Origin of the sequence: Streptomyces spiramyceticus, from assembly GCF_028807635.1 — a bacterium.
Classification (GTDB): Bacteria; Actinomycetota; Actinomycetes; order Streptomycetales; family Streptomycetaceae; genus Streptomyces; species Streptomyces spiramyceticus.
Genome location: NZ_JARBAX010000001.1, coordinates 3,770,523 through 3,796,240, shown reverse-complemented (window position 1 = coordinate 3,796,240; position 25,718 = coordinate 3,770,523). Strand labels below are relative to the sequence as shown.

Here is a 25,718-nt window from a genome sequence, read left to right as displayed (position 1 = left end):
AGTCTATGGGGACGTTTTGATCACCGGACCGAAGGGTGCGAGCGGGGGTGCGTGCGTGGCGCGAGCGCGGCCGGTCAGTTCAGGGACCAGGTGGCCACGGCCGCGTCGAAGGTCTTTCGCGCGTACTGCCAGTCCCGGTCCCTTGCCTTGGTGTAGATCGAGTAGTCGGTGCCGTTCTCGGCGATGTAGCCCTGGTCGATCGCGTGGAGCGTCTCGCCGGTCTGCTTGTCCGTGTACGTGTACTCCCAGATGGCGCCGGCGCGGCCCTGGAAGGTGTTCCGCTCCAGGCGCAGGCGCTTGAAGTCCTTCTGGTTCGCCTTGGCGTTCTTCTCCAGGGCGAGGAAATTCTCGTACGAGGACGCGTACGGAGGGTCCGGTACGACACCGATGAGCAGGTGCTCCATGCCGGTGGAACCGGCGTACGTGATCTGCCCGCCTTCGGCGGTCTGGCGGGACCAGAGCTCGGGGATGGCGAGGGAGAAACCGGCGCTGTCCGTCACTTGCCGGAAGCCCTTGGGGACGCCCCCGGAGGAAGCGGAGGTTTCGGGCGCCGAAGGCGACTCGGACGGCTCGGACGGGGAGGCGGACGGGGTGGGGGACGGCGAACTACCGGACTGGCTCGCGCCGCCGGTAGGACGGTTGCTCTCGGCCACAGCGGGCTTGTCGTCACGCGCCGCCTGCCGTGACGTGTCCTCGGCGTCGCCGCCCTGGAGCACCAGGACACCGGCGGTGGCGCCGCCCCCGATGAGGAAGGCGGCGGCAAGCGTCCCGACCCAGAGGAGCACGCGACTCTTGCGCTCGGGCGCGGGAGCGGGAGCGGGGACCGGGGCGGCGGCGGGGTTCATCGTGTACGGCCCGGATGCGGCGGTAGCGGTCGCCATGGCCTCCAGTGGCACGGACCCGGGCCCGGGCTGCGCGTGCTGACCGGGGAGCGGGGCCTCACCAGGGGCCGGAACCTGACCGGGGGCCGGAGCCTGACCTGAAAACGGAGCTTCACCGGGTGCCGGAGCCTGACCGGAAAAAAGCGGGGCCTCACCGGGCGCCGAGACGTCACCCGGCACCGGCATCGGCACCTGACCGGGGACCGGAGCCTCACCGGGGACCCGACCGGGTGCCGGAGCCTGACCGGGCAGCGTGCCATGGCCGGGCACCGAAGCCTGGCCCAGGACCGGGAACTGGCCGGGGGCGACCGGAGCCTGGCCCTGCAGCGCGCCCTGGCCCGGCGCCGGAACCTGGCCCGGCAGCGGGGCATAGCCGGCCAGGAGCAAGTGCCCCCGCTCGCCCGGGTGTCCCGGCACCCGCACCCACCTGCCCAGATACCGCGCCGCCAGCACCGCGCCCGCCGTCCACAGCAGTCCGAACAGCAGCGCGTCCGGCACGCTCGGGGACACCTCTGCCACGCCAGCCGCTCCGCCGAGGTCCGCCACCTCTCCCGAGACATCGGCGGACACCCCTGTGAAGCCGGTGAAGAGCAGGTACATGGCGAGGAAGAAGGCCGCCGTCAGCACCTGTTCGCGGCGGTCCGCCGAGCGTCGTGCCGTCAACAGGGCCAGTGTGAGTGCGCACACCACGCCCAGCGCCAGCACGCCCGTCACCGCCCAGCCGCCCTGTACGTCGCCCAGCTCGGAGAGGCCGAAGTTGCCGTGCTGGATGCCGTCGCCGAAGTAGCTGACGCGGCCCTGGACGTCGTACTCCACCGGTACGCCCCAGCTCAGCCCGAGCACCATCAGCCCGATGTTCGGCAGGATCGGGAGCGCGATCAGCAGCGCCTGGCCGTCCACGTCCTCGGCCGTCGCGTACACGATGAAGCCGACCAGCGTGCAGAGCGCGAGGATCGCGCCGAGCGCCCGTACCGCCGTTCCGAGCGCGCCTACGGCCGCACCCGCCGCCGGTCGCTGCGCGATCCACTGCGTGAGGTCGTCGCGCTGGAGCACCCCGGCGGTGACCGCGAGCGAGAGCGCCAGCGCGCCGAGGGTGGCCAGGAGAGGTGAGGAGGAGACTTCGACGACGCCCGCGATCGACGGTTGGGCGAACAGGCCCAGGACCAGGACCCCGGCCGTGGCGAGCACGGTGATGCGTACGGCCGCTTCCAGCCCTGCGGTACGCCCCTGCTCCTGCGCCGTCATCCGCGTGCGCAGCATCCGCGCGCCGATGAGGACCGCGCCGACCCACAGGACGGTGATGGTCAGCGGTACCAGGGAGAGCGTCGCCCCGCCCGCCGCCGCGATGTCGGAAGAAGAACCGGGGCCGAAGCCGTCGCCACCACCACTGCCGCCACTGCCGCCGTACTGCGACGACGCCGCCGCCCCCACCTCGAAGCCGCCGCCGAACGCCTGGAGCAGCAGGGCCAGCGCGATGCGCAGCCGGTCGCTCCAGCCGACGACCACTTCGCCGTCCTCCTGGCCGTACGACGGGACGGCCAGCGCCACCGCCATGACGAGCAGCATCCCGACGGGCCAGGCGGCGGCCCTGGCCGCGGACGCCCAGTCGCCCCGGAACGCACGCCCGAAGAACTGCCCGACGGGAGAAGGCTGCGCGGGCCCCGGAGCGTACACAGGCGGCGGGGGCGGAGGGGGCGGCAACGGCGCCCCGGCCTGCGGCCGTTCGTGCCCGCAACTCATGCAGAAGCGGGCCTCGTCAGGGGTCTGCGTCCCGCAGTTCGGGCAGTGCAACGGCATGGGGGCTCCAGAAGCGGGTGAGCGGGGAGGGGAAGGTCAGTGGGAAGAGCGGTTCCCTTGTGAACTGACTCATCTTCCCTGCCCGTCGGTTCCCGTCAACTCCCTTACCGCGCACCGCAGCTAAAAGACCGACAGGCCCGTCAGCGTCGTGAACCGGTCCAGCGCCGCCACCCCCGCCACCGAGTTCCCGCGCCGGTCCAGGCCCGGGCTCCAGACGCACAGCGTGCACCGCCCCGGCACGACCGCGACGATCCCGCCGCCCACTCCGCTCTTGCCCGGCAGCCCGACCCGGTGGGCGAACTCGCCGGCCGCGTCGTACGTACCGCAGGTCAGCATCACGGCATTGATCTGCTTGGCTTCGCTGCGGGTCAGCAGCCGGGAGCCGTCGGCGCGCAGTCCGTGGCGGGCCAGGAAACGGGCCGCGAGTGCCAGGTCGGCGCAGCTCATCTCGATCGCGCACTGCCAGAAATAGTGGTCGAGGAGGGTGGGCACGGGGTTGGTGATGTTGCCGTACGACGCCATGAAGTGGGCCAGGGCCGCATTGCGGTCGCCGTGCGCGGACTCCGACTCGGCGACCTGCGGGTCGAAGGCCAGGTCGGGGTTGCCGCTCTCCTGCCGCAGGAAGTCCAGGAGTTCGCTGCTCGCGTCGCCGGTCAGGCTCTGGAGGCGGTCGGTGACGACGAGCGCGCCCGCGTTGATGAAGGGGTTGCGCGGGATGCCGTTCTCGTACTCCAGCTGGACGAGCGAGTTGAAGGGGTTGCCGGAGGGCTCACGGCCGACGTGCTTCCAGAGGCTGTCGCCGCCGGAGGCCAGGGCCAGCGCGAGGGCGAAGACCTTGGTGATCGACTGGGTGGAGAAGGGGCGCTGCCAGTCCCCCACTCCGTACACACTGCCGTCGAGGTCCGCGACGGCCATGCCGAAGCGGCGCGGGTCGACTTTGGCGAGCGCCGGGATGTACTCGGCCGTCCTGCCGCTGCCGATCAGCTGCGAGACGTCCTGCGCGATCTGTTCCAGGAGCGCCTGGTAGTCCATGGCCATGAGGGCGGGTTACTGGGGCTTCGTGCCGCGGTGCAGCGCCACCACGCCGCCCGTCAGGTTCCGCCACGCGACCTTCGACCAGCCCGCCCGCTGGAGGCGGGCCGCCAGGGCCGGCTGGTCGGGCCACTCGCGGATCGACTCGGCAAGATAGACGTACGCGTCGGGGTTCGAGGACACCGCCGTCGCGACCGGCGGCAGCGCCCGCATCAGGTACTCCATGTACACCGTCCGGAACGGCGCCCACGTCGGCTGCGAGAACTCGCAGATCACGACCCGTCCGCCCGGCTTCGTCACCCGGTACAGCTCGCGCAGCGCCGCATCCGTGTCCTGTACGTTCCGCAGCCCGAAGGAGATCGTCACGGCGTCGAAGGTGTCGTCGCGGAAGGGCAGCTTCGTCGCGTCGCCCGCCGTAAAGGGGAAGTGGGGGTGGCGCTTCTTGCCCTCCTTCAGCATGCCGATGGAGAAGTCGCACGGCACGACGTACGCCCCGGTCGCCGCGAAGGGCAGCGACGACGTGGCCGTACCGGCGGCCAGATCGAGCACCTTCTGGCCGGGGCGGGCATCCACGGCGACGGCGACCGCCTTGCGCCACAGCCGGCTCTGGCCGAGCGAGAGCACGTCGTTGGTGAGGTCGTAGTTCGCCGCGACGTCGTCGAACATCGAGGCGACTTCGTGCGGCTGCTTGTCCAGGGATGCGCGGGTCATGCTCCGTATTCAAGCAGTACGTCCCGGAAGCGGTACGTCCCGCCTACGGGACGCACCACCTGTGGGACGTACCGCCTGCCGGACGCACCGCCCCTACGCCCGCCCCCGGTACACCAGCCGCCCGTCCAGCGCCGTGACCAGGCACATGCCGTCGTCGGCGAAGACCGCGAAGTCGGCGACGCCGGAGGGCGTCAGCGCCCTGGGGCGCGGTGTGCGCGGGGCCGGCTCGTACCAGCGAATGCCGGAGCGCTCGACGGCCGTACGGACCTCGGGCCGGGTGAAGGGCCCGGCGAGCACCGTGGTGCCGCGGGCGAGGAGCCGCTGCACCCCGCGCCGGGCACTCGCGCCCCACCGGGGGCCGGTCATGCCGAGGGCGTCGAGCGCGGTTCCTGTCAGACGCTCGGTGCCGAGTTCGCCGGCCTCTCGCGGATCGGGCCAGTACGCGGCTTCGAGCAGCGCGACGGCGTCCGGTTCGTACCGTCCGGGGGTGAGCACGCCGTCCCACTCGCGGATGCGGGCGCGGTCGCCGTACGCGGCGTACAGCTCCTCGTACGGACCGATGGCCGCGAAGCGGCGCCCGTCGACGACCACCGCGTGCCCGGCGTCCGTCACGTCCTCGTCCGGATGGTCCGCGAGGAGGCGGACCCCGCTCGCCGGCCGGTGAATGGTCAGCACAGGCGTGTCAGTTGGCGCTGAGGATCTTCAGCTCGGGGTGGGCCGTACCGCCCTCGATCGCCGTGGACGACAGGTGCGAGACGGCGTGGTCGTCGACCGGGTCGTTCGCCGGGTCGTCGTGCACGACGATGTGCTCGTACGTCGTGGTGCGCTGTGCGGGCACGCGCCCCGACTTCCGGATGAGATCCATGATCTCCATCCGGTTGGACCGGTGCTTGGCCCCGGCGGACGAGACGACGTTCTCCTCCAGCATGATCGACCCGAGGTCGTCCGCGCCGTAGTGCAGCGACAGCTGGCCGACCTCCTTGCCGACCGTCAGCCAGGAGCCCTGGATGTGGGCGATGTTGTCGAAGAAGAGCCGGGCGACGGCGAGCAGCCGCAGGTACTCGAAGAGCGTGGCCTGCGTGCGGCCCTTCAGTGCGTTGTTCTGCGGCTGGTAGGTGTACGGGATGAAGGCCCGGAAGCCACCCGTCCGGTCCTGTACGTCGCGGATCATCCGCAGGTGCTCGATGCGCTCGGCGTTGGTCTCGCCCGTACCCATGAGCATGGTCGACGTCGACTCGACACCGAGCCGGTGCGCCAGCTCCATGATCTCCAGCCACCGCTCGCCGGACTCCTTGAGCGGCGCGATGGCCTTGCGCGGCCGCTCGGGCAGCAGTTCGGCGCCCGCGCCGGCGAAGGAGTCGAGCCCGGCCGCGTGGATGCGGCGGATCGCTTCCTCCGCGCTCACGCCCGAGATCCGCGCCATGTGCTCGACCTCGGACGCGCCGAGCGAGTGGATCACCAGCTGCGGGAAGGCCTTCTTGATCGCGGCGAAGTGCTCTTCGTAGTACTCCACGCCGTAGTCCGGGTGGTGGCCGCCCTGGAACATGATCTGCGTGCCGCCCAGTTCGACGGTCTCGGCGCAGCGGCGCAGGATGTCGTCGAGGTCGCGGGTCCAGACCTTGTCGCTCTTGGGCGCGGCGTAGAACGCGCAGAACTTGCATGCGGTGACGCACGAGTTCGTGTAGTTGATGTTGCGCTCGATGATGTACGTCGCGATGTGCTCCGTACCGGCGTACCGCCTGCGCCGCACGGCGTCGGCGGCCTGGCCGAGCGCGTGCAGGGGCGCGGACCGGTAGAGGTCGAGCGCTTCCTCGGGGGTGATCCGCCCACCCTCCGCGGCACGGTCGAGGACAGACATCAGGTCGGCGTTCTCGGTCACCGGGTTGTCCCTTTCGGCGGGGTTCTGGCGGACCGAGCCAGCCTACGCCAGGGCCCCGGGCGATCTGCGGCCGGGCGAAACGCACAACGCCCGCTCCGGTGCGTACCGGGGCGGCGCCGACGTGCGGTGGAACGGATCACATGGTGTGGGGCACATGTTGTTCTCGGCGTCGATGTACGCCTTGATCCTGCGGTCGATCGCGGCCGCCTCGGCGCGGGCGCGGCCGGCCGCTGCGTACTCGCCTTCGTGCTCAAGGCGGTGGCCTTGGCCTTCAGCTCGGCGGACTGCTGGCGCAGCTCCTCGATGTTGACGCTAGATGATCTTGCGGCGCGTTTCAGACTGCCGGGTGCGGTCGAGTGCTGTCGGGCACTCGCGGCAGTCAACAGTAGGGGCGAGTGGGGACGGTGGGGGAACGAGCCCCCGCCTCGGCGGGCGCCCGGACCGGGCCGAGTCGGGGTTCAGGCGAGCAGTTCGACCATGACGTCCGCCGGATATCCGGTCGTGGGCCCGGTCCGCCGTGCGAACTCCCGCACGCCCGCGAGCTGGTCCGCCCCGAAGCGGAAGTCCAGCGTCGTGAAGTAGCGCTCCAGCAGCTCCGCGTCGAAGACCTCCCAGCGGGCGGCCTGCTTGGCGACCTTGGCGACCTCCAGCAGGGACAGGTCGCGGGAGGCCAGGAACGCCTCGTGGACCTTCTGCACGACGACCGGCTCCCGCGCGAGGTAGTCCTTGCGCGCCGCCCACACCGCGAAGACGAACGGCAACCCCGTCCAGTCCTTCCACATCTGCCCCAGATCATGGACCTGGAGTCCGAGCCGGGGCGCGTCGTGCAGCGCGGCCCGCAGCGCCGCGTCGCCGATCAGTACGGCCGCGTCCGCCTCCTGCATCATCACGCCGAGGTCCGGCGGACACGTGTAGTAGTCGGGCTGTACGCCGTACTGCTCGGCCAGCAGCAGCTGCGCCAGGCGCACCGACGTACGGGACGTCGAACCGAGCGCGACCCGAGCCTTGTCGAGCCGGTCCAGCGGCACCTGGGACACGATCACGCACGACATGACGGGGCCGTCGCAGCCGACCGCGAGGTCGGGGAAGGCGACGAGATCGTCGGCATTGCGCAGGAACTCCACGAGGGTGACCGGCGCGATGTCAAGATCGCCGCGTACCAACTGCTCGCTGAGCCGCTCAGGGGTGTCCTTCGACAGCTCGAAATCGAGGAGAGCTCCGGTACGGGCCAGCCCCCAGTAGAGGGGCAGGCAGTTCAGGAACTGGATGTGGCCCACACGTGGCCGGCTGCGACGGTGGTCGGCAGCAGTTGAATTGTCCACATCGTGAGGCTAGACCTGTCGGCGCCGCCGCCCGACGCCGGGGCGCCCGCGCCCTTCCCGCGTCTCCCCGGGCCCCTTCCCGCGTCTTCCCTGGCCCTTTCCCGGGTCTCCCCGGAGACGTCCGAGAAGCCTCCAGGAAGACCTCCGGAAACATCACGGCGACGTGATCTTTCCCTCTACCGCTCGCCTGAGACTGCGTGCTACGCTCGCCGCAAGTTGCAGTTTGGTTTCCCTTGCAGTACAGAGCCTGCGGAGCATGTGACCCCGCAGGCTTTTGTAGTTTTCAGACTTCTTAGCAGGTTCTGGAGCAGGGCAACCCTTTGGCCCAAGGAGGGCTTATGGCTACCGGAACCGTCAAGTGGTTCAACGCTGAAAAGGGCTTCGGCTTCATCGCCCAGGACGGCGGCGGCCCGGATGTCTTCGTCCACTACTCCGCGATCAATGCGTCTGGTTTCCGCTCGCTTGAGGAGAACCAGGTCGTGACCTTCGACGTCACGCAGGGCCCGAAGGGCCCGCAGGCGGAGAACGTCGTCCCGTCCTAGTTGCCCGGGACGACCGATCGCGGTCGAAGTAGCAGTACCCAAGGAGCCCCGTTCCGCAAGGAACGGGGCTCCTGCCTTTCCGGCGCACGCCTACCCGGCCTCGTACAGCGCCTCGATCTCGGCGGCGTACCGCTCGACGACCGCCTTCCGGCGCACCTTGAGCGTCGGCGTCAGCACGCCGCTGTCCACGGTGAAATCCTCGTCGAGCACCGCGAAGGCGCGTATCCGCGCGGGCCGCGACACCTGCGCGTTCGCCGCGTCGACCGCCTCCTGAACGAGGCCGCGCACCGCCTCGTGATCATCGGCGTCGTGGCCCTCGCGGACCGCCCATCCCGCGACTTCCTCGGCGTCGACGGTGATCAGCGCGACGGGATACGGACGGTGGTCACCCACCATCACCGCGTGCGAGACGAAGCGTGACTGCTGTATCGCCAGTTCCACCTGCGACGGCGTGAGGTTCTTGCCGGAGGACGTGATGATCAGGTCCTTCTTGCGGCCGGTGATCGTGAGGTAGCCGTCGTCGTCCAGCGCGCCGAGGTCCCCGGTGTGCAGCCAGCCGTGCGAATCGACCGTCTCGCGCGTCGCGGCCTCGTTCGCGTAATAGCCGGGGAAGATCATCGGGCCGCGTGCCAGCACCTCGCCGTCGTCCCCGATCCGCACTTCGCATCCCGCTACGGGGCGCCCGACCGTCCCGTACCGGACCGCGCCCGGGTGGTTGAGCGAGATGACGCCGCCGGACTCGGTCATTCCGTAGCCCTCGAAGACCTGGATGCCGCAGGCCCGCAGGAAGTCCATGGTCTGCGGGGCGATCGGGGCAGCGCCGGTGAGGGCCCAGCGCAGCTCGCCGCCGAAGGCCGCCCTGACCAGGCCGTACAGCCGCTGGTCGGCTTCCTTGTACGCGCCCCGCAACTCCTCCGGCAGCTCGCCGTCCGCCGCCAGGACCCCGATCCGTACCGCCTCCTCGAACCGCTCGCGGCCCCCTTCCTGCGATTCGGCGAGCGACAGCACCACGGAGTGGATCTTCTCGAACAGCCGGGGTACGGACGGCAAGTGCGTCGGCCGCACCTCGGCCAGCTCGCTCAGCACATCCTCGATGCGCCCGCCGAAATAGCAGAGCTCACCGCCGTACATCAGGGTCGTGAACTCGATCAGCTGGGCGAGGAGATGGGCGAGCGGAAGATAGAGATACGTGCGGTCCCCCGGCCCGCCCCGGATCAGACCGGCATTGACTTCGAGCACGGCCCCGAGGTTGCCGTGGGTGAGCCGGCAGCCCTTGGGCGGCCCCGTGGTCCCCGAGGTGTAGACGATCGACGACAGATCGCCGTCCACGACGGCCGCGGCCCGCCGCAGGAACTCCTCCACCGGAGCCGCAGCCCCCGGCAGCGCCCGCAGCCCGTCCATCAGCAGCACGTGCCGCAGGGCCGGCAGCTTGCCGCGCACGCCCTCCACGCGCGCCGCCCGGTCGGCGTTCTCGCAGATGACGACCGTGGCACCGGAGTCCCCGAGCACCCAGGCGAGCTCGTCGTCACCCGCCGTCGGATAGACGGGCACGACGACGGCGCCCACGGCGAGGATCGCGAAGTGCGCGTACGTCCACTCGATGCGGGTCTCGGACAGAACCGCCACCCGGTCCCCCGCCCGGACACCCCTACCGGCACCGATCAGCCCGCACCCGATCTCTCTGACCACGTCTCGCAATTGGGTGTAGGAGACGGCCGGCGCCCCCTTCGCGCGCAGTGCCGGATGATCCCCGTACCGCTCCGCCGCCCACTCGGTGAACACCGCGAGCGTCTCTGGCCGTCGTCGAGTCATACGACCGAAGGTAGGTACGACCGGGCTGCGCGCGGGATGACGGGAAACGTCACCACCACTGACCTTGCCGCTCATCCCCGCTACCGTCGTTGACCATGGCGAAGCGGACGATCACCGTGCACCATGTGCGGGCTGTGCTGCGCGGCGCCGAGCGCCGTGGCATCGACACCGTGCCGCTGCTCCAGGCGGGCCACATCCCGCCGCTGCTGCTGGGCGACGACCGCGCACGCATCACTGCCGCCCAGTTCGCGGGCCTTTTCCGGGCGCTGTACCGGGCCACGCAGGACGAGTTCCTGGGCCTGGGCTCGGCGCCGAGCAGGCCGGGCACCTTCGCGATGATGTGTTACGCCACTCTGGGCTGCCGCGACCTGGGCGCGGCGATCGAGCGCGGCACCACGTTCTACGGCCTGTTCCCCGGCGGCCCGGACCTGGCACTGGACCGCGAACCGGGCGGCGCGGAGGCGGTGTTCACCGTCCGCAACAACCTGGACCGCGACGAGGACCGTTTCCTGGCCGAGTGCCTGGTCATCATCTGGCACCGCCTGTGCAGCTGGCTGATCGGCCGCCGTATCCCCCTGCGGTGGGCCGACTTCGACTATCCGCCGCCCCCGCACAAGGACGAGTACAGCACCCTCTTCGGCTGCCCCGTCCGCTTCGGCACCGACCGCACGGGCGCCGGTTTCGACGCGCACTGGCTCACGGCCCCGCTGATACGGGACGAGGCGGCACTCGAAGCGATGCTGGGCGGCGCCCCCTTCGAGCTGCTCAGCCGCCGCGAGTACGGCACGACAGTGGCCGAACAGGTCCGCCACGCCCTGGCCCAGTCCCTGCGCAACTCCCCCCGCCTCCCCTCGCTGGGCGAAACCGCCGGCCGCCTCGCGGTCAGCCCGGCGACCCTGCGCCGCCGCCTGCAGGAGGAGGCCACGTCGTTCCAGCAGCTCAAGGACGCGGTCCGCCGGGACGCGGCGATAGCGGGCCTGGCGGAGGGCCGCGAACCGATCGCGGAGCTGGCGGCCAGGCTCGGCTTCTCGGAGGACACGTCCTTCCACCGCGCCTTCCGCCGCTGGACGGGGACGACCCCGGGGGCGTACCGGATCGGCGGGGTCGGTCCGCCTGCGGAGACGTGACCAGCCCACTGCGGGCTGTGCCCGCCCGCCCTGCGGGGGCAGTCTGCCCGCGTTACGCTCGCTAAGAGGCGCAGGCGGCGTGGGCCGCAGCCGTCGAGGAGGTGGGCGATGGTCGGCAACACCATCGACTTCACCGAAGAGCGGGCTCCGTGCGGCCGGATCGTAGACGGTCTGCGCTACCAGGAGGACGACACCGCGGGGCTCGTCATCGACGAGGTGACGTACGCGTGCGGGTGCCGTCGGGTCCGGCACGAATTCCATGACGGCAGCGTGCGCATCAGGACCGTCCGCCACGACGGCACGGTCGTGCACGACGAGCACAGCGGCGAGCACGAGGGCTGACCCGGCGCGCGCATCACGGCGTGCACATCAGGGGCGCGCACATCAAGGTGGTGACATGACCGCTTCCTATGACGTCCTCGTGGTCGGCGGCGGAGGCGCCGGGCTGCGCGCGGCCATCGCCGTCGCCGAGACCGATCCACGGCTCAGTGTGGCGGTCATTTCCAAGGTCTACCCGATGCGCAGCCACACGGTCTCCGCCGAGGGCGGGGCCGCCGCTGTCGCCGGCGCGGACGACACCCTCGACGAACACGCCCACGACACCGTGTCCGGCGGGGACTGGCTGTGCGATCAGGACGCCGTCGAGGCCTTCGTCCGCGAAGCACCACTCGAACTGCGGCGGCTGGAGCACTGGGGCTGCCCGTGGAGCCGCCGGGCGGACGGGCACATCGCGGTACGGGCGTTCGGCGGCATGAAGAAGATGCGCACCTGGTTCGCCGCCGACAAGACCGGCTTCCACCTCCTGCACACCCTGTTCCAGACTGCGCTGTCGTACCGGGACATCGTGCGGTACGACGAGTGGTTCGTCAGCACCCTGCTCGTCGACGACGGGAAGGCGCGCGGCGTGGTGGCGATCGAGCTGGCCACCGGCAGGGTCGAGACCATCACCGCCAACGCCGTCATCATGTCCACCGGGGGATGCGGCCGGGTCTACCCGTTCACCACCAACGCCAACATCAAGACCGGCGACGGCATGGCGCTGGCCTACCGGGCCGGCGCACCGCTGAAAGACATGGAGTTCGTCCAGTACCACCCCACCGGTCTGCCCTTCACCGGAATCCTCATCACGGAGGCAGCGCGCGCCGAGGGCGGCAGGCTGCTCAACAAGGACGGCTACCGCTATCTGCAGGACTACGACCTCGGCAAACCTGAACCGGGGCCGGTGCTGCGCAGTATGGAGCTGGGGCCGCGCGACCGGTTGTCGCAGGCGTTCGTGCACGAGCTCGACAAGGGGAGAACCACCCCCACGCCGCACGGGCCGATCGTCCACCTGGACCTGCGCCATCTCGGCGCGGAACTCATCGACGCCAAGCTGCCCTTCGTACGGGAGCTGTGCCTGAAGTACCAGAACATCGACCCGGTCCGGGAGTTGATCCCGGTGCGGCCCGTGGTCCACTACATGATGGGTGGCATCCACACCGATATCGACGGCGCGGCCGGTCTCGACGGCCTGTACGCCGCCGGAGAGGTGGCCTGCGTCAGCATCAACGGCGCGAACCGGCTGGGCTCCAACTCGCTCCCGGAACTGCTGGTCTTCGGTGCCCGCGCCGGGCGGGCGGCCGCCGAGTACGCCGCCGCGTCGGCGGGTTCCGGCCCCGGCGCCGCGACTCTCGCACAGGCCGGCGACGAGCATCGCCGACTGGAGCGCCTCGTCGCGCACCACGCCGAGGGCAAGGGCCGGGAGCGCGTCGCGGACATCCGTACCGCGATGCAGGACACGATGGAGCGCGGCGCCGGGATCTACCGGGACGCGGGATCCCTGGCCACGGCGGCCGGGACACTGCTGGAACTGCGGGAGCGGTTCGGCGGGGCGGCCGTCGACGATCACAGCCGTACGTTCAACACCGACGTGATCGCCCTGCTGGAGCTGTCGTTCATGCTGGACGTGGCCGGGACCATCGTGCACAGCGCGACGCTGCGCGAGGAGTCGCGTGGCGCGCACCAGCGCACCGACTTCCCCGCGCGGGACGACCAGCGGTACCTGGCCCATTCGCTGGTCCACCGTGAACCCGACGGCACCCCACGGGTGGAGTACCGCCCGGTGACCATCGACCGCTGGACCCCCGGGAAACGCGTGTACGGGAGGCAGGAGCCATGACGGACACCGACCGGACGGACCGGACCGACCTGACCGACCGGATAACCCTCCAGGTCGCCCGCTACCGGCCGGAGCAGGAGAGCGAACCGACCTGGCAGTCCTACGAGGTCCCGCTGCGCAAGGAGTGGACGGTCCTCGACGGGCTCAACCACATCAAGGACCACCTGGACGGCACGCTCTCCTACCGCTGGTCCTGCCGCATGGGCATCTGCGGCAGCTGCGGCATGACCGTCAACGGCGAGCCCCAGCTGACCTGCTCGGCCTTCCTGACCGACTCCGCGCCCGGGCCGGTGCGGGTCGAGCCACTCGCCAACTTCCCCGTCGTCCGCGATCTCGTCGTAGAGATCGGCGACTTCATGAACAAGCTGACCGAGGTCAAACCCTGGATCATCCGGGGCGAGCACGAGGAAAAGCCGCTCGACGAGGGCGAGTATCTGCAGACCCCGGACGAGATGGACGAGTACAAGCAGTACAGCATGTGCATCAACTGCATGCTCTGTTACGCGGCCTGCCCGGTGTACGCGCTCGACCCCGACTTCGTGGGACCTGCGGCCATCGCTCTCGCCCAGCGCTACAACCTGGATTCGCGTGACGAGGGAGCCGCAGACCGGCGCGATGTGCTGAACTCCGCCGAGGGCGTCTGGTCCTGCACCCTGGTCGGCGAATGCACCACGGCCTGCCCCAAAGGCGTCGACCCGGCCGGCGCCATCCAGCGCTACAAGCTGACGGCCGCCACGCAGTCGCTCAAAGACCTTCTGTGGCCAAGGGGTGCGCGATGAACCGGACCACTCGGACCACTCGGCCCGCTCTCTACCGCAAGCCGGTCCCCATCTTCTGGTGGCTCCATCGCCGCGCCTACCTCGTCTTTGTCCTGCGGGAGCTCAGCAGCGTCTTCATCGCCTGGTTCGTGGTGTTCCTGCTGCTCATGGTGGGGGCGGTCGCCGACGGCGGCGACGCGTACGAGCGCTTCCAGGACTGGAGCGCCAATGGGTGGGTGACCGGGCTGAACGCGATCGCCCTGCTCTTCGTCCTGCTGCACACCGTGACCTGGTTCGGCCTGGCGCCGCGGGCCATGGTCGTACGGCTGCGCGGCCGACGCGTCCGGCCGAGGTCCATCGTGGGGCTGCACTACGTGCTGTGGGCGCTGCTGACGGCGGCCGTGACATGGCTGGTCCTGAGCGGGTGAGGAGGTAGCGCGATGGCCAGGAAATCACCGGAACCGCTGCTGTGGCTGCTGTTCAGCGCAGGCGGGATGGCCGCGGCACTGCTGGTCCCCGTCCTGCTGTTCCTGTTCGGCATCGCCTTCCCCCTGGGCTGGCTCTCGTTCCCCGACCATGCGCACCTCCTGTCGGTGCTGCGGCACCCCGTCACCAAAATCGTGCTGTTCGGGCTGTGCGTGCTGTGTCTCTTCCACTGGGCTCATCGCTTCCGCTACACGCTGTACGACGGCCTGCAGCTCAAACGGCTGAGCAGGCTGATCAACGTGTTCTGCTACGGAGGCGCGGTACTGGGATCGGTCGCGGCGGGGTGGGTCCTGTTCGGCGTCTGAGACCTCTCACCCCGTCCCGGGGCGTTGACTGCTTCGTTCCCTCTCCCGCGCCCGGCGTTGATACCCCGGGTCAGCAAAGCTGAGCTTCCCGGTCAGCCCCATACCTACCGGTCAGTCACTACCGTCGCGGCAACGACCCCAGCCCCCCATTGGCACATTGGGAGAGCCGCATGAGCCGCATGAGCCGCAAGCAGCACCACCGGAACAGACTGACCGCAAGCCTCACCGCCCTAACCACCCTCACCGCCCTGGCCGCACTCGCCTTCACCACTGTCGCCGCCCCAACCGCGACCGCGACCGCCACCACCAGCACCACCGCCCCGGGCGACATCGTCAGCTCCGCGCCCGCCTCCTTCCACCCTCTCCCCGGCCAGCCCACCAACACCAAGTCGTGGCACATCACTTACCGCTCCACCACTGCCAACGGCGTCCCCAACGTCGTATCCGGCACCGTCATCGTGCCCAATGACGGCAGGACCGGGCCGCGTCCGCTCGTCACGTACGCCGTCGGGACAGTCGGGCTCGGGGACCAGTGCGCGCCGAGCGCCGGCTTCCCCAAGGGCACCACCGTCGAGGCCAGCCTGATCAACCAGGCCGTCCAGCGCGGCTGGGCCGTCGCCGTCACCGACTACGAGGGCCTCGGCACCCCCGGCGACCACACCTACACGGTCGGCCGCGCCGAGGGGCGGGCCGTCCTCGACGCGGCCCGCGCCGCGATCCGCCACCCGGAGGCGGGGCTCAGCAAGGATTCGCCGGTCGGCATCATGGGCTACTCGCAGGGCGGACAGGCCTCCAGCTGGGCCGCCGAACTGCACGACTCGTACGCCCCCGAGCTCAAGGTCAAGGGGACGGCGACCGGCGGCGTACCGGCCGACCTGATGAAGGTCGCGGACTTCAACGACGGCAACATCGGGGCCGGTCTGATCCTCATGGCGGCCACCGGTCAGGACGCGGCCTTCCCCGAGCTGGAGCTCGACAAGTACCTCAATGACAAGGGGCGCGGTTACGTCGACTTCATGAAGAAGAACTGCGTCGCCATCGACACCGTCGCAGGCCTCTTCCAGAGCATCTCCGACGTCACCGTGAAGAACCCGCTCGACGAGCCCGACTGGCAGCAGCGTCTGGGCGAGTCGAAGCTCGGCACGCACACCCCTGACCACCCCGTTTACCTCTACCACGGCGGCATCGACGAGCTGATCCCGTACGCGGTCGGCAAGCAGCTGCGCGCGGACTGGTGCGACAGGGGCGCAAAGGTCCAGTGGCGCTCGCATCCGCTGCTCGGTCACATCGGGGGCGTGACGGTGGGTGCGTTCCCGGCAATGGACTGGCTGAACGACCGCTTCGCCGGCAAACCGACCCAGGGCAACTGCTGACCCGTCACCAGCAACAGGAGCGAGGGGCCCCGCATCGCGGGCGCCCTTCGCTCCTGAATGCACCGCTCCGGATTAAGTGATCAAGAAGGGAATCAGCCGCAGCCGTAACGAGGAGGAAATAGCCGCCGGCACAGGCCGACACCCGGCTCGGCATGATATTGAATATTGGATTGAATTTTGGCCGAGCGTCTGTCAGGATTCCTCGAATTGCGGGCGGTTGACCTTATCCCGGCCGCAAAACGGGGTAGGGGGATGTTCTATGGCTCCGCACTTGTGGCCATGTCCGACAGACGATGTGGCGCGTGCAGTAAAAATTCAGTACAACGATCAATCAAAACCGTTTCCCGTGGTTGTTCGCGATCGTCTTGAGGCGCTGCTTTCCGGCGAGGAGCGCGCCGTGTTCGTGACGCCCGTCTCGCGACAGTGGATGCTGGGCTCGTTAGCTTTGGTATCCATATTCCAAATGGCGGAAGATCTCACAGACCAGCAGGCTGCCTTCGCGGTGTCGGATCGCCTGTCGTGGATCTACGCCCTGGGGCGGCAGTGGGAGGATCCGGGCCTCGACCCCAAACTGCTTTCGCAGTTCCGCTCCCAGGCTGCCGTGCAGGGCTTGGAGGAGCGGATGCTGGGCCTGCTGCTGGACAAGCTGAATGAGCAGGGTCTGGTGGCCGGCACGTTCGCCAACTCGGCACGGGCGATCGCAGCATTGAAGAACAACGCCGTCGACCAGCAGGAAGCCGGGCCGGTCGACCACACGGAACTCGCCTCGCTCACCGTTCGCGAACGGCAGATCGCCGACCTGGTGAGCGGCGGCCGCACGAACCAGCAGATCGCCCGGGAGCTGTCCGTCAGCCCCAAGACGATCGAGTCCCATCTGACGCGCATTTTCGGCAAGCTCGGGATCTGCTCACGCGCTCAGATCGCCGAGATGGTGGGCAGGTCCCGTAGCGCGGAAATCGGACGGACGTAGTCCACCCGCGCAAATGCGTACGCGACAGTCCTTTGTCAATCCCCTGGCTCTCAGGGTTTTCCCGCATCGTGCCTCCGCTCCGGTACGGGATAGCGTTCCAGGCGTGCTGAGCGGCAGGACCACCCATAGGAGGCACCGGCCGCCCTGGAGGCAATCTCCTTGGAGGGGAAATGAGCAAGGCTTCGGTCGATCTTCTTGAGAGTGTCGGTGCCGGGGAGGTAAAGCATCCCGGGGGCACACTTCTGTCGCATCTGCTGCGGGTTGAGCGGAAACTCGAAGAATGGGGCGCGCGCGAGGATGTCCGGGAGGCGGGACTTCTGCACGCGCTCTTCGCGCCCGACGGGTCTCCCGATCCGATGTACTCCATGCTCGAACTCGACCAGCGCCCCCGGGTTGCCGAGGTGATCGGTGAGCCTGCCGAAGGGCTCGTTTATCTTTACGGCGCGATGGACCGCAAGTACACGTACCCGCATCTCAACGACGACTCGGACCACTGGCGCGATCGGTTCACCGGTGAGATACGGACGCTGTCGCAGCAGGAGATCCGGGACTTGATGGAGATCAGCGTCGCGAACGAATGCGACATCGCGAGCCACAATCCGGAGTTCCACGCGAAGTACGGACCCGAGTTCCTGGTGCTCTTCACTCGCATGCGCTCGACCATCAGCGAAGACGCCTGGAGCGAAGTCCAGAACGTTCTGGCCTGATCGCCTGACCGCCTGACCGCCTGACCGCAATCGACACCGCCCTGCGGGAAACTGCAGGGCGGTGTCGATTCCGGTCAGGACACCCGGAGGCGGTGCTCCCGCATCCAGGCGTCCGTCTCCAGCAGCGGAATCAACAGGTGCGCGGTACTCGCATGGGTCATCGTCCGGCCGTTGCGCCCAGCCAGCTCCGACACCCTTTCCGCATCGAGCAGTTCAGCCAGCGGCGACGACGGGTCGCGCAGCAGCGCGCTCACCGCCCCACGCACCGCGGCCTCCTGCACAGGGTCGTGCACCGCCGGATAGGCGGACTTGGGACGCATGAGCACCCGCTCCGGGAGCAGGTCCGCCACGGCCATCCGCAACACGCCCTTCTCCCTGCCGTCCGCGGTCTTCATCGACCAGGGCACATTCCACATGTACTCCAGCAGCCGGTGGTCGCAGAACGGCACCCTGACCTCCAGACCCACCGCCATGCTCATACGGTCCTTGCGGTCCAGCAGCATCGCGAGGGGACCCTGCAGGCTGAAGAACAGCACTTCCCGCATCCGCGCTTCCAGCCCGCCCTCGCCGGCCAGCCGGGGAACCTGGGCGCGCAAGGTGGCGTACCGGTCCGCTTCCAGCTCTGCGGGCCGGACCGCCTTGCGCACCTCGGGGGCCAGACAGTCCGCCAGCCGGGGAGCGTCGCCGAGCCAGGGGAAGGTGTCGCCCCACACCGTGGCGGGGTCGTGAAACCAGGGATAGCCGCCGAACACCTCGTCGGCCGCCTCCCCGGACAGTGCCACCGTCGAGTGCTCACGCATCGCCGCGAACATCTGGTACATCGAGGTGTCGAACTGCCCGAGGCTGGGCAGATCGCGTGCCCTGCGGGCGTACGGAAGCGCATCAGCCAACTGTTCCGCGCTCAGCACGACGTCGGTATGGGCCGTCCCGATGTGCTCAGCCGCGAGTGCCGCGTACGGCGCGTCGCGCTCGGGCCGCAGCCGGGTCGGCCGGAAGTCCCGCTCCTCCCCCTCGAACCGCACGGAGCACGTGGTGAGCGGCCCCTGGTCCGCGCGGTCCAGGCTGCGCGCGGCCAGCGCCGCCAGAGCGCTGGAGTCGAGGCCTCCGGAGAGCATGGCCGACCTGGGCACATCGGCGACCAGCTGCTGCTCGACGATGTCCACCAGCTGATCACGGACGTGACGTACGGTCATGTCGAGGTCGTGGGGGTGCTCCTGGCTGACGAGCCGCCAGTACGGATACTCATGGCATCCCCGCCGGTCGATCCGTACGACATGCCCGGGTTTGACTTCACGCATCCCTCCGAAGGGCGTCTCGCCGGGCAGGGCGAGCCTCGGATTGAGCAGGACCGGCAGCGCGTCGGCGGACAGGGACGGCGCGAAGCCGGGGTGGGCCAGCAGCCCCTTGGGCTCGGAGGCGAACAGCACCCCGTGCGACCGGGGAGCGTAGTAGAGCGGCTTGATGCCCAATCGGTCGCGAGCGAGCACCATTTCCTCACGCACCGCGTCCCACACCGCGAAGGCGAACATCCCGTGCAGCCGCTCGACGCAGCCGGCGCCCCATTCCTGATAGGCGTGCAGCAGCACTTCGGTGTCCGACCTGGTCGTGAACCGGTGTCCGCTGCCGATGAGTTGGGCTCGTAACTCACGGAAGTTGTAGATCTCGCCCGCGTACACCAGCACCACCGGGACCCCGCCGGGGCCGCGGGCGGTCATCGGCTGTGCCCCGCCCGCCACGTCGATCACCGCCAGGCGGCGGTGTCCCAGGGCCGCGTGCGGTCCCAGCCAGGTGCCGCGGCCGTCGGGGCCGCGGTCGCTCATGGTGTCGGTCATGACGTCGAGCACGTGCTGCTCGCCGCGCAGGTCCCGGGCAAAGTCGAGCCATCCCACAAATCCGCACATCAGGCACGCCTCCGCTGTTCCATCAGGTCTTCGAGTCCCCTTACGTGCAGTACGGCCCTCTCGAATGCGCGCGGATCACCCGCGAAGACGCCCTCTGCCCGCGGGCGGGCCAGCACCACGTCGGTGAAGCCCAGTTCGGCGCAGCGCCCGACCAGATCGGCCAGACGCTCGGGGGATGCGTACGGATCGGCAACCACCCGGCTGAGGTTGACTGTTCTGCGGAGCGGCTGCACGCGTTGGGCTTCGTCGCACACCTCTGTGAGCCGGCGCGTCTGCCGCCGCAGCGTGGCGAATGCCTCGGCCTCCGGCTCACTCCCCGGCGCCCGGGGGTCTCCGATGGTCACCCACATGTCGGCCAGGTGCGCTGCCAGCCTCATGCCGCGCGGGCCCGTCGCCGCCACCGCGAGCGGCAGCCTCGGCCGCTGGACACAGCCCGGCACCATCCGCACATCGTCAGCCCGGTAGAACCGGCCGCCGAAGGTCGTCGCCCGGCGGCGGAGCAGCAGATCGACCAGCGTGACGAACTCCGCGAACCTGGCGGCTCGTTGAGCGGGCGCCGGCACCGCTTCGCCGAGCGCGACAGCGTCGGGCCCTGCCGCGCCCGCCCCCACGCCGAGCAGGAACCGTCCCTCGCTCATCCGGTCCAGGGCCATGGCCTGCTTGGCCGTGAGAACGGGGTGGCGGAAGTTGGGTGTGGTGACCAGAGTGCCCAGGACCATGGTGCTGGTGTGGCAGGCAGCGGCGGCCAGGGTGGTCATGGCGTCGAACCACGGCCGGTCCCTCAGCGAACGCCAGGACAGGTGGTCGGGAGTCCACGCGTGGTCGAAACCGAGCTGTTCGGCCCCGCTCCAGATCCGGGCGGCCTCCCGGCCCGTGTGCTCCGGCAGGATGAGTATCCCCAGTGCCGTCACACCGCCTCCAGTTCGCTTCCGGCGCCGCTCCGCGCCCGGCTGCGCACGACCCACCGGGCGACGGTGACCGTGCCGACGCCGCCGACGAGGTAGACCACCGCGAGAACGAGCCAGCCGAGCGTCCCCCATTCGACGAGCACAACGGCCATCACCCCGGGAGCGAGCATCATGGCGGCGGCCTGACCGCTGGCGAACATGCCCTGGTACTCACCGTGTGCCTCGTCCGGTGTCAGCCCGACGGAGAGCCCGAGACCGCTGCTCACGAAGAACAGCTCGCCGACGACATGCACGGCGGCTGCGACGAACAGCACCACCAGCACGTAATATCCGGAGCCGTGATAACTGGCGGCGAAGACCGCACAGGAGCCCGCCAGCAGCACGCCCGACCACAGCCCGAGCCGCCCGGCCCCCGTCACCGTCGCACCGGCCCGGCTCACACGGTTCTGGAACGCCACGATCACCACGGCGTTGAACCCCATGAGCACGCCCATCACCCAGGTCGGGGCTTCCGTGTGCGCGGTGATCCACAGCGGTACACCGGAGTCGAGCATTCCCCAGCTCAGGGCGAGCAGGCCGTTGAACAGCGTGATGGCCAGGAACGGCCCGTCGCGCAGCACGAGCACACCGCGTCTGACCTTGCGGTCGGCCAGCGACCGCACATGCGGAACACGCAGCAGCAGCGCCGACGAGAACAGATTGACCGTCCCGTACAGGACGATCAGCGCCAGATAACCGGCCCGGCTGTCGGCCGACAGTACGAGTGCGCCGAAGAGCGCGCCGACCACGATGCCGCTCTGGGTCATCACCCTGGTCGTCGAGATGCTGTTCAGGCGGTCGGCTCCGGTGGTGAGGCCGGAGACGACCGCGATCCGAATGCCGGGCGTGGACCGTTCCGCGGCGATCACGATGCAGGTGACCGCCACGATCGCCCAGAAGTCCCGTACATACGCGTACGAGAGGATCGCGAGTCCCTGCACGACCCCGAGCGCCATCAGCGTCTCGCGCGTCCCCCATCGGTCGGCGAGGTAGCCGAGCGGGGCACCGAGAGCCAGGCCCGCCGCGCCGGCCAGGGTGATGCCGAAGCCGAACTGCGCAGTGCTCAGGCCGACCGACTTGATGAAGAACATCGCCCAGCAGGTGAACCAGGCGCCCCGCCCCAGGGACAGGACCAGCGCGGCGAAGTAGAGGGGGCCGAGCGGCCGGCGCCACCACGCCAGGGTCGCCCACTCGGGCCTGGACGGCACGCGGCGCACTCAGCCTCCCCCGGGCAGCCGGTCGAGGAACTCGTCGAGATCGACGGTGCGCGAGCGGCCGAGTCCGGGGCAGTCCGCACGGACGTCAAGCCGGGCGGGGCGCGTGGCGTCATGGAAGTACGTGGCGGCGATCCGGCCGGCCTCGTCGACGGTCAGCATCGGTGTGGCGACCAGGAAGTCACGTATCGCATCGGTGTCCCGCACGGCACGGACGTACACGCGACGGTCGCGGTAGTGGTCCTGGGGATGCGCGATCGTCGGGTGGAAGCGGCGTTTGAACTGGAAGACGCCCGTGCCCGGGAAGGGGTCGCCGCCGGCGAAGTCGATCCGCCGTACGCCGTGCCGCGCCGCCCACTCGATGGTCAGGTAGTAGACCGCCTTCGCCGCGCCACTGCGGTAGTGCGTCTCGTCGCCGTCCAGTACGCCGAGCAGCCGCATCCGCAGCGTCCTGCCCCCGTCCTCGGTCCGGCACAGCACGCCGGCCACACGTTTGCCCGCCTCGTTGATGAACAGGAGCACGCCGTGCCGGAAGAGGGCGCGCAGAGCGAGCGTCCAGTCGGTACTGCGGCTCTCCTCGCCGTGCCGCGTCGCCATGGTCGGCAGATGCATCCGCTCGTAGAAGAACCGGAGGTCCTCGACGCGTGTCCCCGCCTCGCACGTCCACTCGTGCCTGCGCCGCAGGTTCGCGAACTGCCGCCGCTCATTGGGCGATACGGATCTGCGCATCGTGTCGGCATCGCTCACCACGTCCAGCAGCGCGTGTACGCGGAAGGGGAGCACCACCGAGTGGGCGCGGGGCAGCGCGAGCGCCCTCCGCCCGGAGCAGCCGACAACCACGAGGTCGGCGTCGGGTACGAGCACGCCGCGGCGTATCCGCCTCCAGGTGACCGGCGCCGCGTCCGCCGTGCTCACGCTCCCCGTGCCACTCGCCTGCTGAGCACGCAGATGGGGCAGCACATAGGTGAGCCCTTCCGGGAAGCCCCCGTAGGCGAGGGTGAGCATCCGGTCGGCCGATGTGGCCACGGTATGCGGATACCGGCGCCCGGGAACACTGGCCCAACGCTGCCGCAGACCGGCCCACGGCCCGGTGCCCGCGGTCCACTGGTAGCGCAGCGCTGTCAGGGCACCGGGCTCAGCCGTCAGCCCGCTCATCCGGTGCCGGCCGCCGCCGCGTCGAGGACAGCGCGGCGCACATCCTCCGCACCGCCGACGTCGCGGACCGAGCGCTCGGGAAGCGGTGCGAAGTCGCCCTCACCGTAGGAGCCGGAGGCATGGACGACGACCTCGTCCGCCCGGATCAGCCCTCGGTCGATACCGTTCAGCACTCCCGCCGTCACCATGGCCAGGGACCATTCGCGCAGAGCTCTCGGGTCCGCAGGCAGCCGGGTGCCGCCACGCGCGAGCAGGGCGCGTATCTCGCCGTAGCGGGTGAGGCATTCGTGCAGCGACACCACGACTCCGCCCCCGCCGTTGGCGCGGATGATCTCGTTCATGGCGCGTGATGTGGTGGGCGTGCGGGTGTAGAACGTCGTCTCCAGTTCCTCGGCCGGGCTGAAGGTCGTGTACGGATACCGGGGGTCCTCGTCCTGGTGGTACAGCCCGGTCGCCGCATCCGCCCGATACTCCGGCGGTGGCGTCCCGTACAAGCTCTGCACCATGTCGGGGGTGGCCAGATGCTGCACGAGGAAGTACTGAGGAGGCGCGGGCCGCTCGGGCAACAGCGTCGTACCGAAGTGGTGTCCGAGGAGGCCGAAGGCGCTGGACACCGCGTGCGCGTGGACCCGGACGGCACCACGCTCCAGCGGTAGTGCCGCGTCTTCCGCGAAGGCCCGGACGGCATCGGCGCACCGGTAGTTGTCCAGGTCCAGGGTGTGCCAGAGACGGAATCCGTACCGGTTGAAGAGCCTCTCGTGGCCCTCCATCGCCTGGACGGCGACCGTCTTCACATGCTCGGGGTGCTCCCGGTCGAGTACGCACATGGGGTTGCGGGCGGCGAGATACGGATCGTCGTCGAGGTCGGACTGCCAGAGCTTCGGGCGTGCCGCGTCCGGCACCACGGTCACAATGCGCAGCTGCCCGGGGGTGGCGAGGCCGGTGCGGTAGGCCCGCAGGACCGCGTCACGCAGGGCCGTGGCCTTGTTGGCCGAGGACGGCGTAAGGATCATCACCGCTTCGCCGGTGCTGTCGATGTGACGTACCGCGCGGGCCACGATGACGTGCGAGGCGAGGGTCTTGACCGTACGGGTTCCCGGGTTGCCCATGAGATCGAGCAGCACAAGGCGGGTGTCGCCGACGGTGCCGAGTCCGGCAAACCGAAGGTCCGTCACGGCGAAGAACTCGGCGAGCCGGTCCGTCGGCTCCGGCAGGGCAAAGGCCGGCTCGAAACCCGCGCCCGGCGGCCGGAGCCCGGCGGTGGCAGTCAGCGCCTGCCGGAGCTGTTCGCCGTGGTCGCCGAGGACATTCACCGACGCGATCGTCGCGTCCGCAACGCTGGTAGTCATCCCGCTCCTCGGAGCTGTAGGAGATTGAAGGCCGCGGCAGAGGCCGCCGGTGGAGCAGTCACCACGCGACGGGGAGCCGGTACAGACCGAAGGTCCGCTCCTCGTAGCGGAAGGGGAGTTCGTCGGGGTCTCCCAGGATCCGCAGGCCCGGGAGCCTCTCGAAGAGCGCTTGGTACGCGATCTCCAGCTCGGCCCGGGCAAGGTTGTGGCCCAGGCACTGGTGGACTCCGTAGCCGAATGCCAGATGGCCGCGCCGCTGCCGGTGGATATCGAAGGCGCCGGGCTCGTCGAAGGCCCGCTCGTCGTGATTGGCCGAGGCCCCGAGGACGAAGACACCCTCGCCGGCCCGGACGGTCCGGTCCCCGATGACCACGTCGTCGGTCGCCACCCGGGCGAGGGCCACCCAGTCGACGATCGAGTGGTAGCGCAGCAATTCCTCGACCGCCCCCGGCCACAGGGTGGGATCGCCTCTCAGCGCGGCGAGCTGACCGGAGTTGCGCAGCAGGGTGAAGGCGCCGAGCGGCAGCATGTTGGCCGTGGTCTGATGGCCGGAGACCAGCAGCAGGAACGCGATGCCGGCCAGTTCCTCCTGGGCCAGGTCGCCGGCTTCCTGATGGTTCCTGACAAGCCGGCCAAGGAGATTGTCACCCGGGGCTCGCTCCGCGCTGGACGCCAACTCCGTTACGTAGCCCCGGAGTTCCTTGAACGCTGTCTCGGCCTCTTCGGGGTGTACGAAGCCCCTGGCCATCTTGCGGGTCTGTTCCTGGAAGTAATCCCGGTCGTCGTACGGGACGCCGAGCAGCTGGCACATCACCAGCGTCGCGATGGGCAGGGCGAACGACTCGACGAGGTCGGCCTCTTCGCCGTCCACCATGGTGTCCAGAACCTGGTCGACCACAGAGCGGATGCCGGGGCGCATGTCTCTCGTCCGGCGCATACCGAACTCCGAGGCGAGCATGCGCCGGTACCGGTTGTGCTCCGGAGGGTCCATGTCGATGAAGTCGCCGGGCAGTTGACCGCGCGGCGAGCCTGCGACGGACGCGAACGGGTGCCCCGGCCTGTTGGGGTCCGAACTCATCCGCGGGTGGGTGAGCACCTGCTGCGCCTCGGCATGCCGGGTCACCAGCCAGACCGTACTGCCGTGCCGGAACCGGGCCCGGACGAGGGGCGCTTCGGCCCGCAGGGCCTCGTACTCGGGAGGAGGTGCGTGGGGGCATCGCCGGGGCATGGGGAAGTCGGGGCAGCGCTCCTGGTCATCGGCCACGTCAGGGCTCCCTGCGTCTGCGTACATG

23 protein-coding genes and 1 pseudogene are annotated in these 25,718 nt (G+C 69.7%); 10 read left to right on the top strand and 14 right to left on the bottom strand.

Features of this window, described 5'->3' with window-relative positions; all coding sequences use genetic code 11:
* Positions 1 to 74 precede the first annotated feature (74 nt).
* The 7 genes and pseudogenes from PXH83_RS17325 to PXH83_RS17300 form a co-directional block, all read right to left on the bottom strand.
* Positions 75 to 2,555 carry a hypothetical protein gene (locus PXH83_RS17325; protein WP_274561320.1) on the bottom strand — a complete coding sequence of 827 codons (2,481 nt, stop codon included), beginning with the start codon at positions 2,553 to 2,555 and terminating at the stop codon, positions 75 to 77.
* A gap of 54 nt (positions 2,556 to 2,609) precedes the next feature.
* A pseudogene (locus PXH83_RS32490) lies at positions 2,610 to 2,678 on the bottom strand (zinc-ribbon domain-containing protein); the annotation flags it as partial.
* Positions 2,679 to 2,798: 120 nt separating this feature from the next.
* Positions 2,799 to 3,710 (bottom strand): glutaminase, encoded by a 912-nt coding sequence (locus PXH83_RS17320; RefSeq protein WP_274562866.1) that lies wholly within the window; start codon positions 3,708 to 3,710, stop codon positions 2,799 to 2,801.
* Positions 3,711 to 3,725: 15 nt separating this feature from the next.
* A complete protein-coding gene (locus PXH83_RS17315; protein WP_274561319.1) occupies positions 3,726 to 4,421 on the bottom strand; it encodes a demethylmenaquinone methyltransferase in 696 nt (231 codons plus the stop codon).
* A gap of 93 nt (positions 4,422 to 4,514) precedes the next feature.
* Positions 4,515 to 5,096, bottom strand: a complete 582-nt coding sequence (locus tag PXH83_RS17310; protein ID WP_420803180.1) for a hypothetical protein — start codon at positions 5,094 to 5,096, stop codon at positions 4,515 to 4,517.
* A 7-nt stretch (positions 5,097 to 5,103) separates the two neighbouring features.
* Positions 5,104 to 6,300: a cyclic dehypoxanthinyl futalosine synthase gene (gene mqnC, locus PXH83_RS17305; RefSeq protein WP_214920487.1), complete on the bottom strand. Its 1,197-nt coding sequence runs from the start codon at positions 6,298 to 6,300 to the stop codon at positions 5,104 to 5,106.
* 458 nt (positions 6,301 to 6,758) lie between these two features.
* Positions 6,759 to 7,622: a menaquinone biosynthetic enzyme MqnA/MqnD family protein gene (locus PXH83_RS17300; RefSeq protein ID WP_274561318.1), complete on the bottom strand. Its 864-nt coding sequence runs from the start codon at positions 7,620 to 7,622 to the stop codon at positions 6,759 to 6,761.
* Between the two features lie 338 nt (positions 7,623 to 7,960).
* Between PXH83_RS17300 and PXH83_RS17295 the strand changes: the two genes are divergently transcribed.
* A complete protein-coding gene (locus PXH83_RS17295; RefSeq protein WP_214920491.1) occupies positions 7,961 to 8,164 on the top strand; it encodes a cold-shock protein in 204 nt (67 codons plus the stop codon).
* A gap of 90 nt (positions 8,165 to 8,254) precedes the next feature.
* On the opposite strand, the gene PXH83_RS17290 is transcribed toward PXH83_RS17295, so the two are convergent.
* Positions 8,255 to 9,976, bottom strand: a complete 1,722-nt coding sequence (locus tag PXH83_RS17290) for an AMP-dependent synthetase/ligase (protein ID WP_274561317.1) — start codon at positions 9,974 to 9,976, stop codon at positions 8,255 to 8,257.
* 95 nt (positions 9,977 to 10,071) lie between these two features.
* Here PXH83_RS17290 and PXH83_RS17285 point away from each other — a divergent pair, with 95 nt between their 5' ends.
* The 9 genes from PXH83_RS17285 (at position 10,072) to PXH83_RS17245 (ending at position 17,860) form a co-directional block, all read left to right on the top strand.
* Complete coding sequence (locus PXH83_RS17285; protein WP_274561316.1) at positions 10,072 to 11,103, top strand: AraC family transcriptional regulator; 1,032 nt, start codon at positions 10,072 to 10,074, stop codon at positions 11,101 to 11,103.
* A gap of 108 nt (positions 11,104 to 11,211) precedes the next feature.
* Positions 11,212 to 11,445 (top strand): hypothetical protein, encoded by a 234-nt coding sequence (locus PXH83_RS17280; RefSeq protein WP_214920494.1) that lies wholly within the window; start codon positions 11,212 to 11,214, stop codon positions 11,443 to 11,445.
* Positions 11,446 to 11,500: 55 nt separating this feature from the next.
* On the top strand, positions 11,501 to 13,261 hold the full coding sequence (frdA, locus tag PXH83_RS17275; protein ID WP_274561315.1) for a fumarate reductase (quinol) flavoprotein subunit: 1,761 nt from the start codon (positions 11,501 to 11,503) through the stop codon (positions 13,259 to 13,261).
* On the top strand, positions 13,258 to 14,040 hold the full coding sequence (locus PXH83_RS17270) for a succinate dehydrogenase/fumarate reductase iron-sulfur subunit (RefSeq protein WP_274561314.1): 783 nt from the start codon (positions 13,258 to 13,260) through the stop codon (positions 14,038 to 14,040). Before frdA ends, PXH83_RS17270 begins: the two co-directional genes overlap by 4 nt.
* Positions 14,037 to 14,447, top strand: coding sequence for a succinate dehydrogenase/fumarate reductase transmembrane subunit (locus PXH83_RS17265; protein WP_274561313.1), 411 nt, complete (start codon positions 14,037 to 14,039; stop codon positions 14,445 to 14,447). Before PXH83_RS17270 ends, PXH83_RS17265 begins: the two co-directional genes overlap by 4 nt.
* A gap of 12 nt (positions 14,448 to 14,459) precedes the next feature.
* Positions 14,460 to 14,810 carry a fumarate reductase subunit FrdD gene (gene frdD, locus PXH83_RS17260; RefSeq protein WP_274561312.1) on the top strand — a complete coding sequence of 117 codons (351 nt, stop codon included), beginning with the start codon at positions 14,460 to 14,462 and terminating at the stop codon, positions 14,808 to 14,810.
* 170 nt (positions 14,811 to 14,980) lie between these two features.
* Positions 14,981 to 16,183, top strand: coding sequence for a lipase family protein (locus PXH83_RS17255; RefSeq protein ID WP_274561311.1), 1,203 nt, complete (start codon positions 14,981 to 14,983; stop codon positions 16,181 to 16,183).
* A gap of 295 nt (positions 16,184 to 16,478) precedes the next feature.
* Positions 16,479 to 17,153 (top strand): LuxR C-terminal-related transcriptional regulator, encoded by a 675-nt coding sequence (locus PXH83_RS17250; RefSeq protein WP_274561310.1) that lies wholly within the window; start codon positions 16,479 to 16,481, stop codon positions 17,151 to 17,153.
* 170 nt (positions 17,154 to 17,323) lie between these two features.
* Positions 17,324 to 17,860, top strand: coding sequence for a DUF6817 domain-containing protein (locus PXH83_RS17245; RefSeq protein ID WP_274561309.1), 537 nt, complete (start codon positions 17,324 to 17,326; stop codon positions 17,858 to 17,860).
* Positions 17,861 to 17,934: 74 nt separating this feature from the next.
* On the opposite strand, the gene asnB is transcribed toward PXH83_RS17245, so the two are convergent.
* The 6 genes from asnB to PXH83_RS17215 are packed head-to-tail and all read right to left on the bottom strand — an operon-like array spanning position 17,935 to position 25,690.
* Positions 17,935 to 19,761 carry an asparagine synthase (glutamine-hydrolyzing) gene (gene asnB / locus PXH83_RS17240; protein ID WP_274561308.1) on the bottom strand — a complete coding sequence of 609 codons (1,827 nt, stop codon included), beginning with the start codon at positions 19,759 to 19,761 and terminating at the stop codon, positions 17,935 to 17,937.
* Entirely contained in the window at positions 19,761 to 20,672 is a 912-nt protein-coding gene (locus PXH83_RS17235; RefSeq protein WP_274561307.1) for an LLM class flavin-dependent oxidoreductase, read from the bottom strand. The genes asnB and PXH83_RS17235 overlap by 1 nt, the downstream gene beginning before the upstream one ends.
* On the bottom strand, positions 20,669 to 21,925 hold the full coding sequence (locus PXH83_RS17230; RefSeq protein WP_274561306.1) for an MFS transporter: 1,257 nt from the start codon (positions 21,923 to 21,925) through the stop codon (positions 20,669 to 20,671). The genes PXH83_RS17235 and PXH83_RS17230 overlap by 4 nt, the downstream gene beginning before the upstream one ends.
* On the bottom strand, positions 21,926 to 23,077 hold the full coding sequence (locus tag PXH83_RS17225) for a GNAT family N-acetyltransferase (RefSeq protein ID WP_274561305.1): 1,152 nt from the start codon (positions 23,075 to 23,077) through the stop codon (positions 21,926 to 21,928).
* Complete coding sequence (locus PXH83_RS17220) at positions 23,074 to 24,426, bottom strand: DUF6002 family protein (protein WP_274561304.1); 1,353 nt, start codon at positions 24,424 to 24,426, stop codon at positions 23,074 to 23,076. Before PXH83_RS17220 ends, PXH83_RS17225 begins: the two co-directional genes overlap by 4 nt.
* A gap of 58 nt (positions 24,427 to 24,484) precedes the next feature.
* Positions 24,485 to 25,690, bottom strand: coding sequence for a cytochrome P450 (locus tag PXH83_RS17215; RefSeq protein WP_274561303.1), 1,206 nt, complete (start codon positions 25,688 to 25,690; stop codon positions 24,485 to 24,487).
* Between the last annotated feature and the right edge of the window lie 28 nt (positions 25,691 to 25,718).

Bases quoted from the DNA above. Each gene is read 5' to 3' on its own strand.
- PXH83_RS17320 (WP_274562866.1), bottom strand. From the start codon at position 3,710: ATGGACTACCAGGCGCTCCTGGAACAGATCGCGCAGGACGTCTCGCAG.
- PXH83_RS17315 (WP_274561319.1), bottom strand. From the start codon at position 4,421: ATGACCCGCGCATCCCTGGACAAGCAGCCGCACGAAGTCGCCTCGATG.
- PXH83_RS17295 (WP_214920491.1), top strand. From the start codon at position 7,961: ATGGCTACCGGAACCGTCAAGTGGTTCAACGCTGAAAAGGGCTTCGGC.
- PXH83_RS17290 (WP_274561317.1), bottom strand. From the start codon at position 9,976: ATGACTCGACGACGGCCAGAGACGCTCGCGGTGTTCACCGAGTGGGCG.
- PXH83_RS17285 (WP_274561316.1), top strand. From the start codon at position 10,072: ATGGCGAAGCGGACGATCACCGTGCACCATGTGCGGGCTGTGCTGCGC.
- PXH83_RS17280 (WP_214920494.1), top strand. From the start codon at position 11,212: ATGGTCGGCAACACCATCGACTTCACCGAAGAGCGGGCTCCGTGCGGC.
- frdA (WP_274561315.1), top strand. From the start codon at position 11,501: ATGACCGCTTCCTATGACGTCCTCGTGGTCGGCGGCGGAGGCGCCGGG.
- PXH83_RS17270 (WP_274561314.1), top strand. From the start codon at position 13,258: ATGACGGACACCGACCGGACGGACCGGACCGACCTGACCGACCGGATA.
- PXH83_RS17265 (WP_274561313.1), top strand. From the start codon at position 14,037: ATGAACCGGACCACTCGGACCACTCGGCCCGCTCTCTACCGCAAGCCG.
- frdD (WP_274561312.1), top strand. From the start codon at position 14,460: ATGGCCAGGAAATCACCGGAACCGCTGCTGTGGCTGCTGTTCAGCGCA.
- PXH83_RS17255 (WP_274561311.1), top strand. From the start codon at position 14,981: ATGAGCCGCATGAGCCGCAAGCAGCACCACCGGAACAGACTGACCGCA.
- PXH83_RS17245 (WP_274561309.1), top strand. From the start codon at position 17,324: ATGAGCAAGGCTTCGGTCGATCTTCTTGAGAGTGTCGGTGCCGGGGAG.
- asnB (WP_274561308.1), bottom strand. From the start codon at position 19,761: ATGTGCGGATTTGTGGGATGGCTCGACTTTGCCCGGGACCTGCGCGGC.
- PXH83_RS17225 (WP_274561305.1), bottom strand. From the start codon at position 23,077: ATGAGCGGGCTGACGGCTGAGCCCGGTGCCCTGACAGCGCTGCGCTAC.
- PXH83_RS17220 (WP_274561304.1), bottom strand. From the start codon at position 24,426: ATGACTACCAGCGTTGCGGACGCGACGATCGCGTCGGTGAATGTCCTC.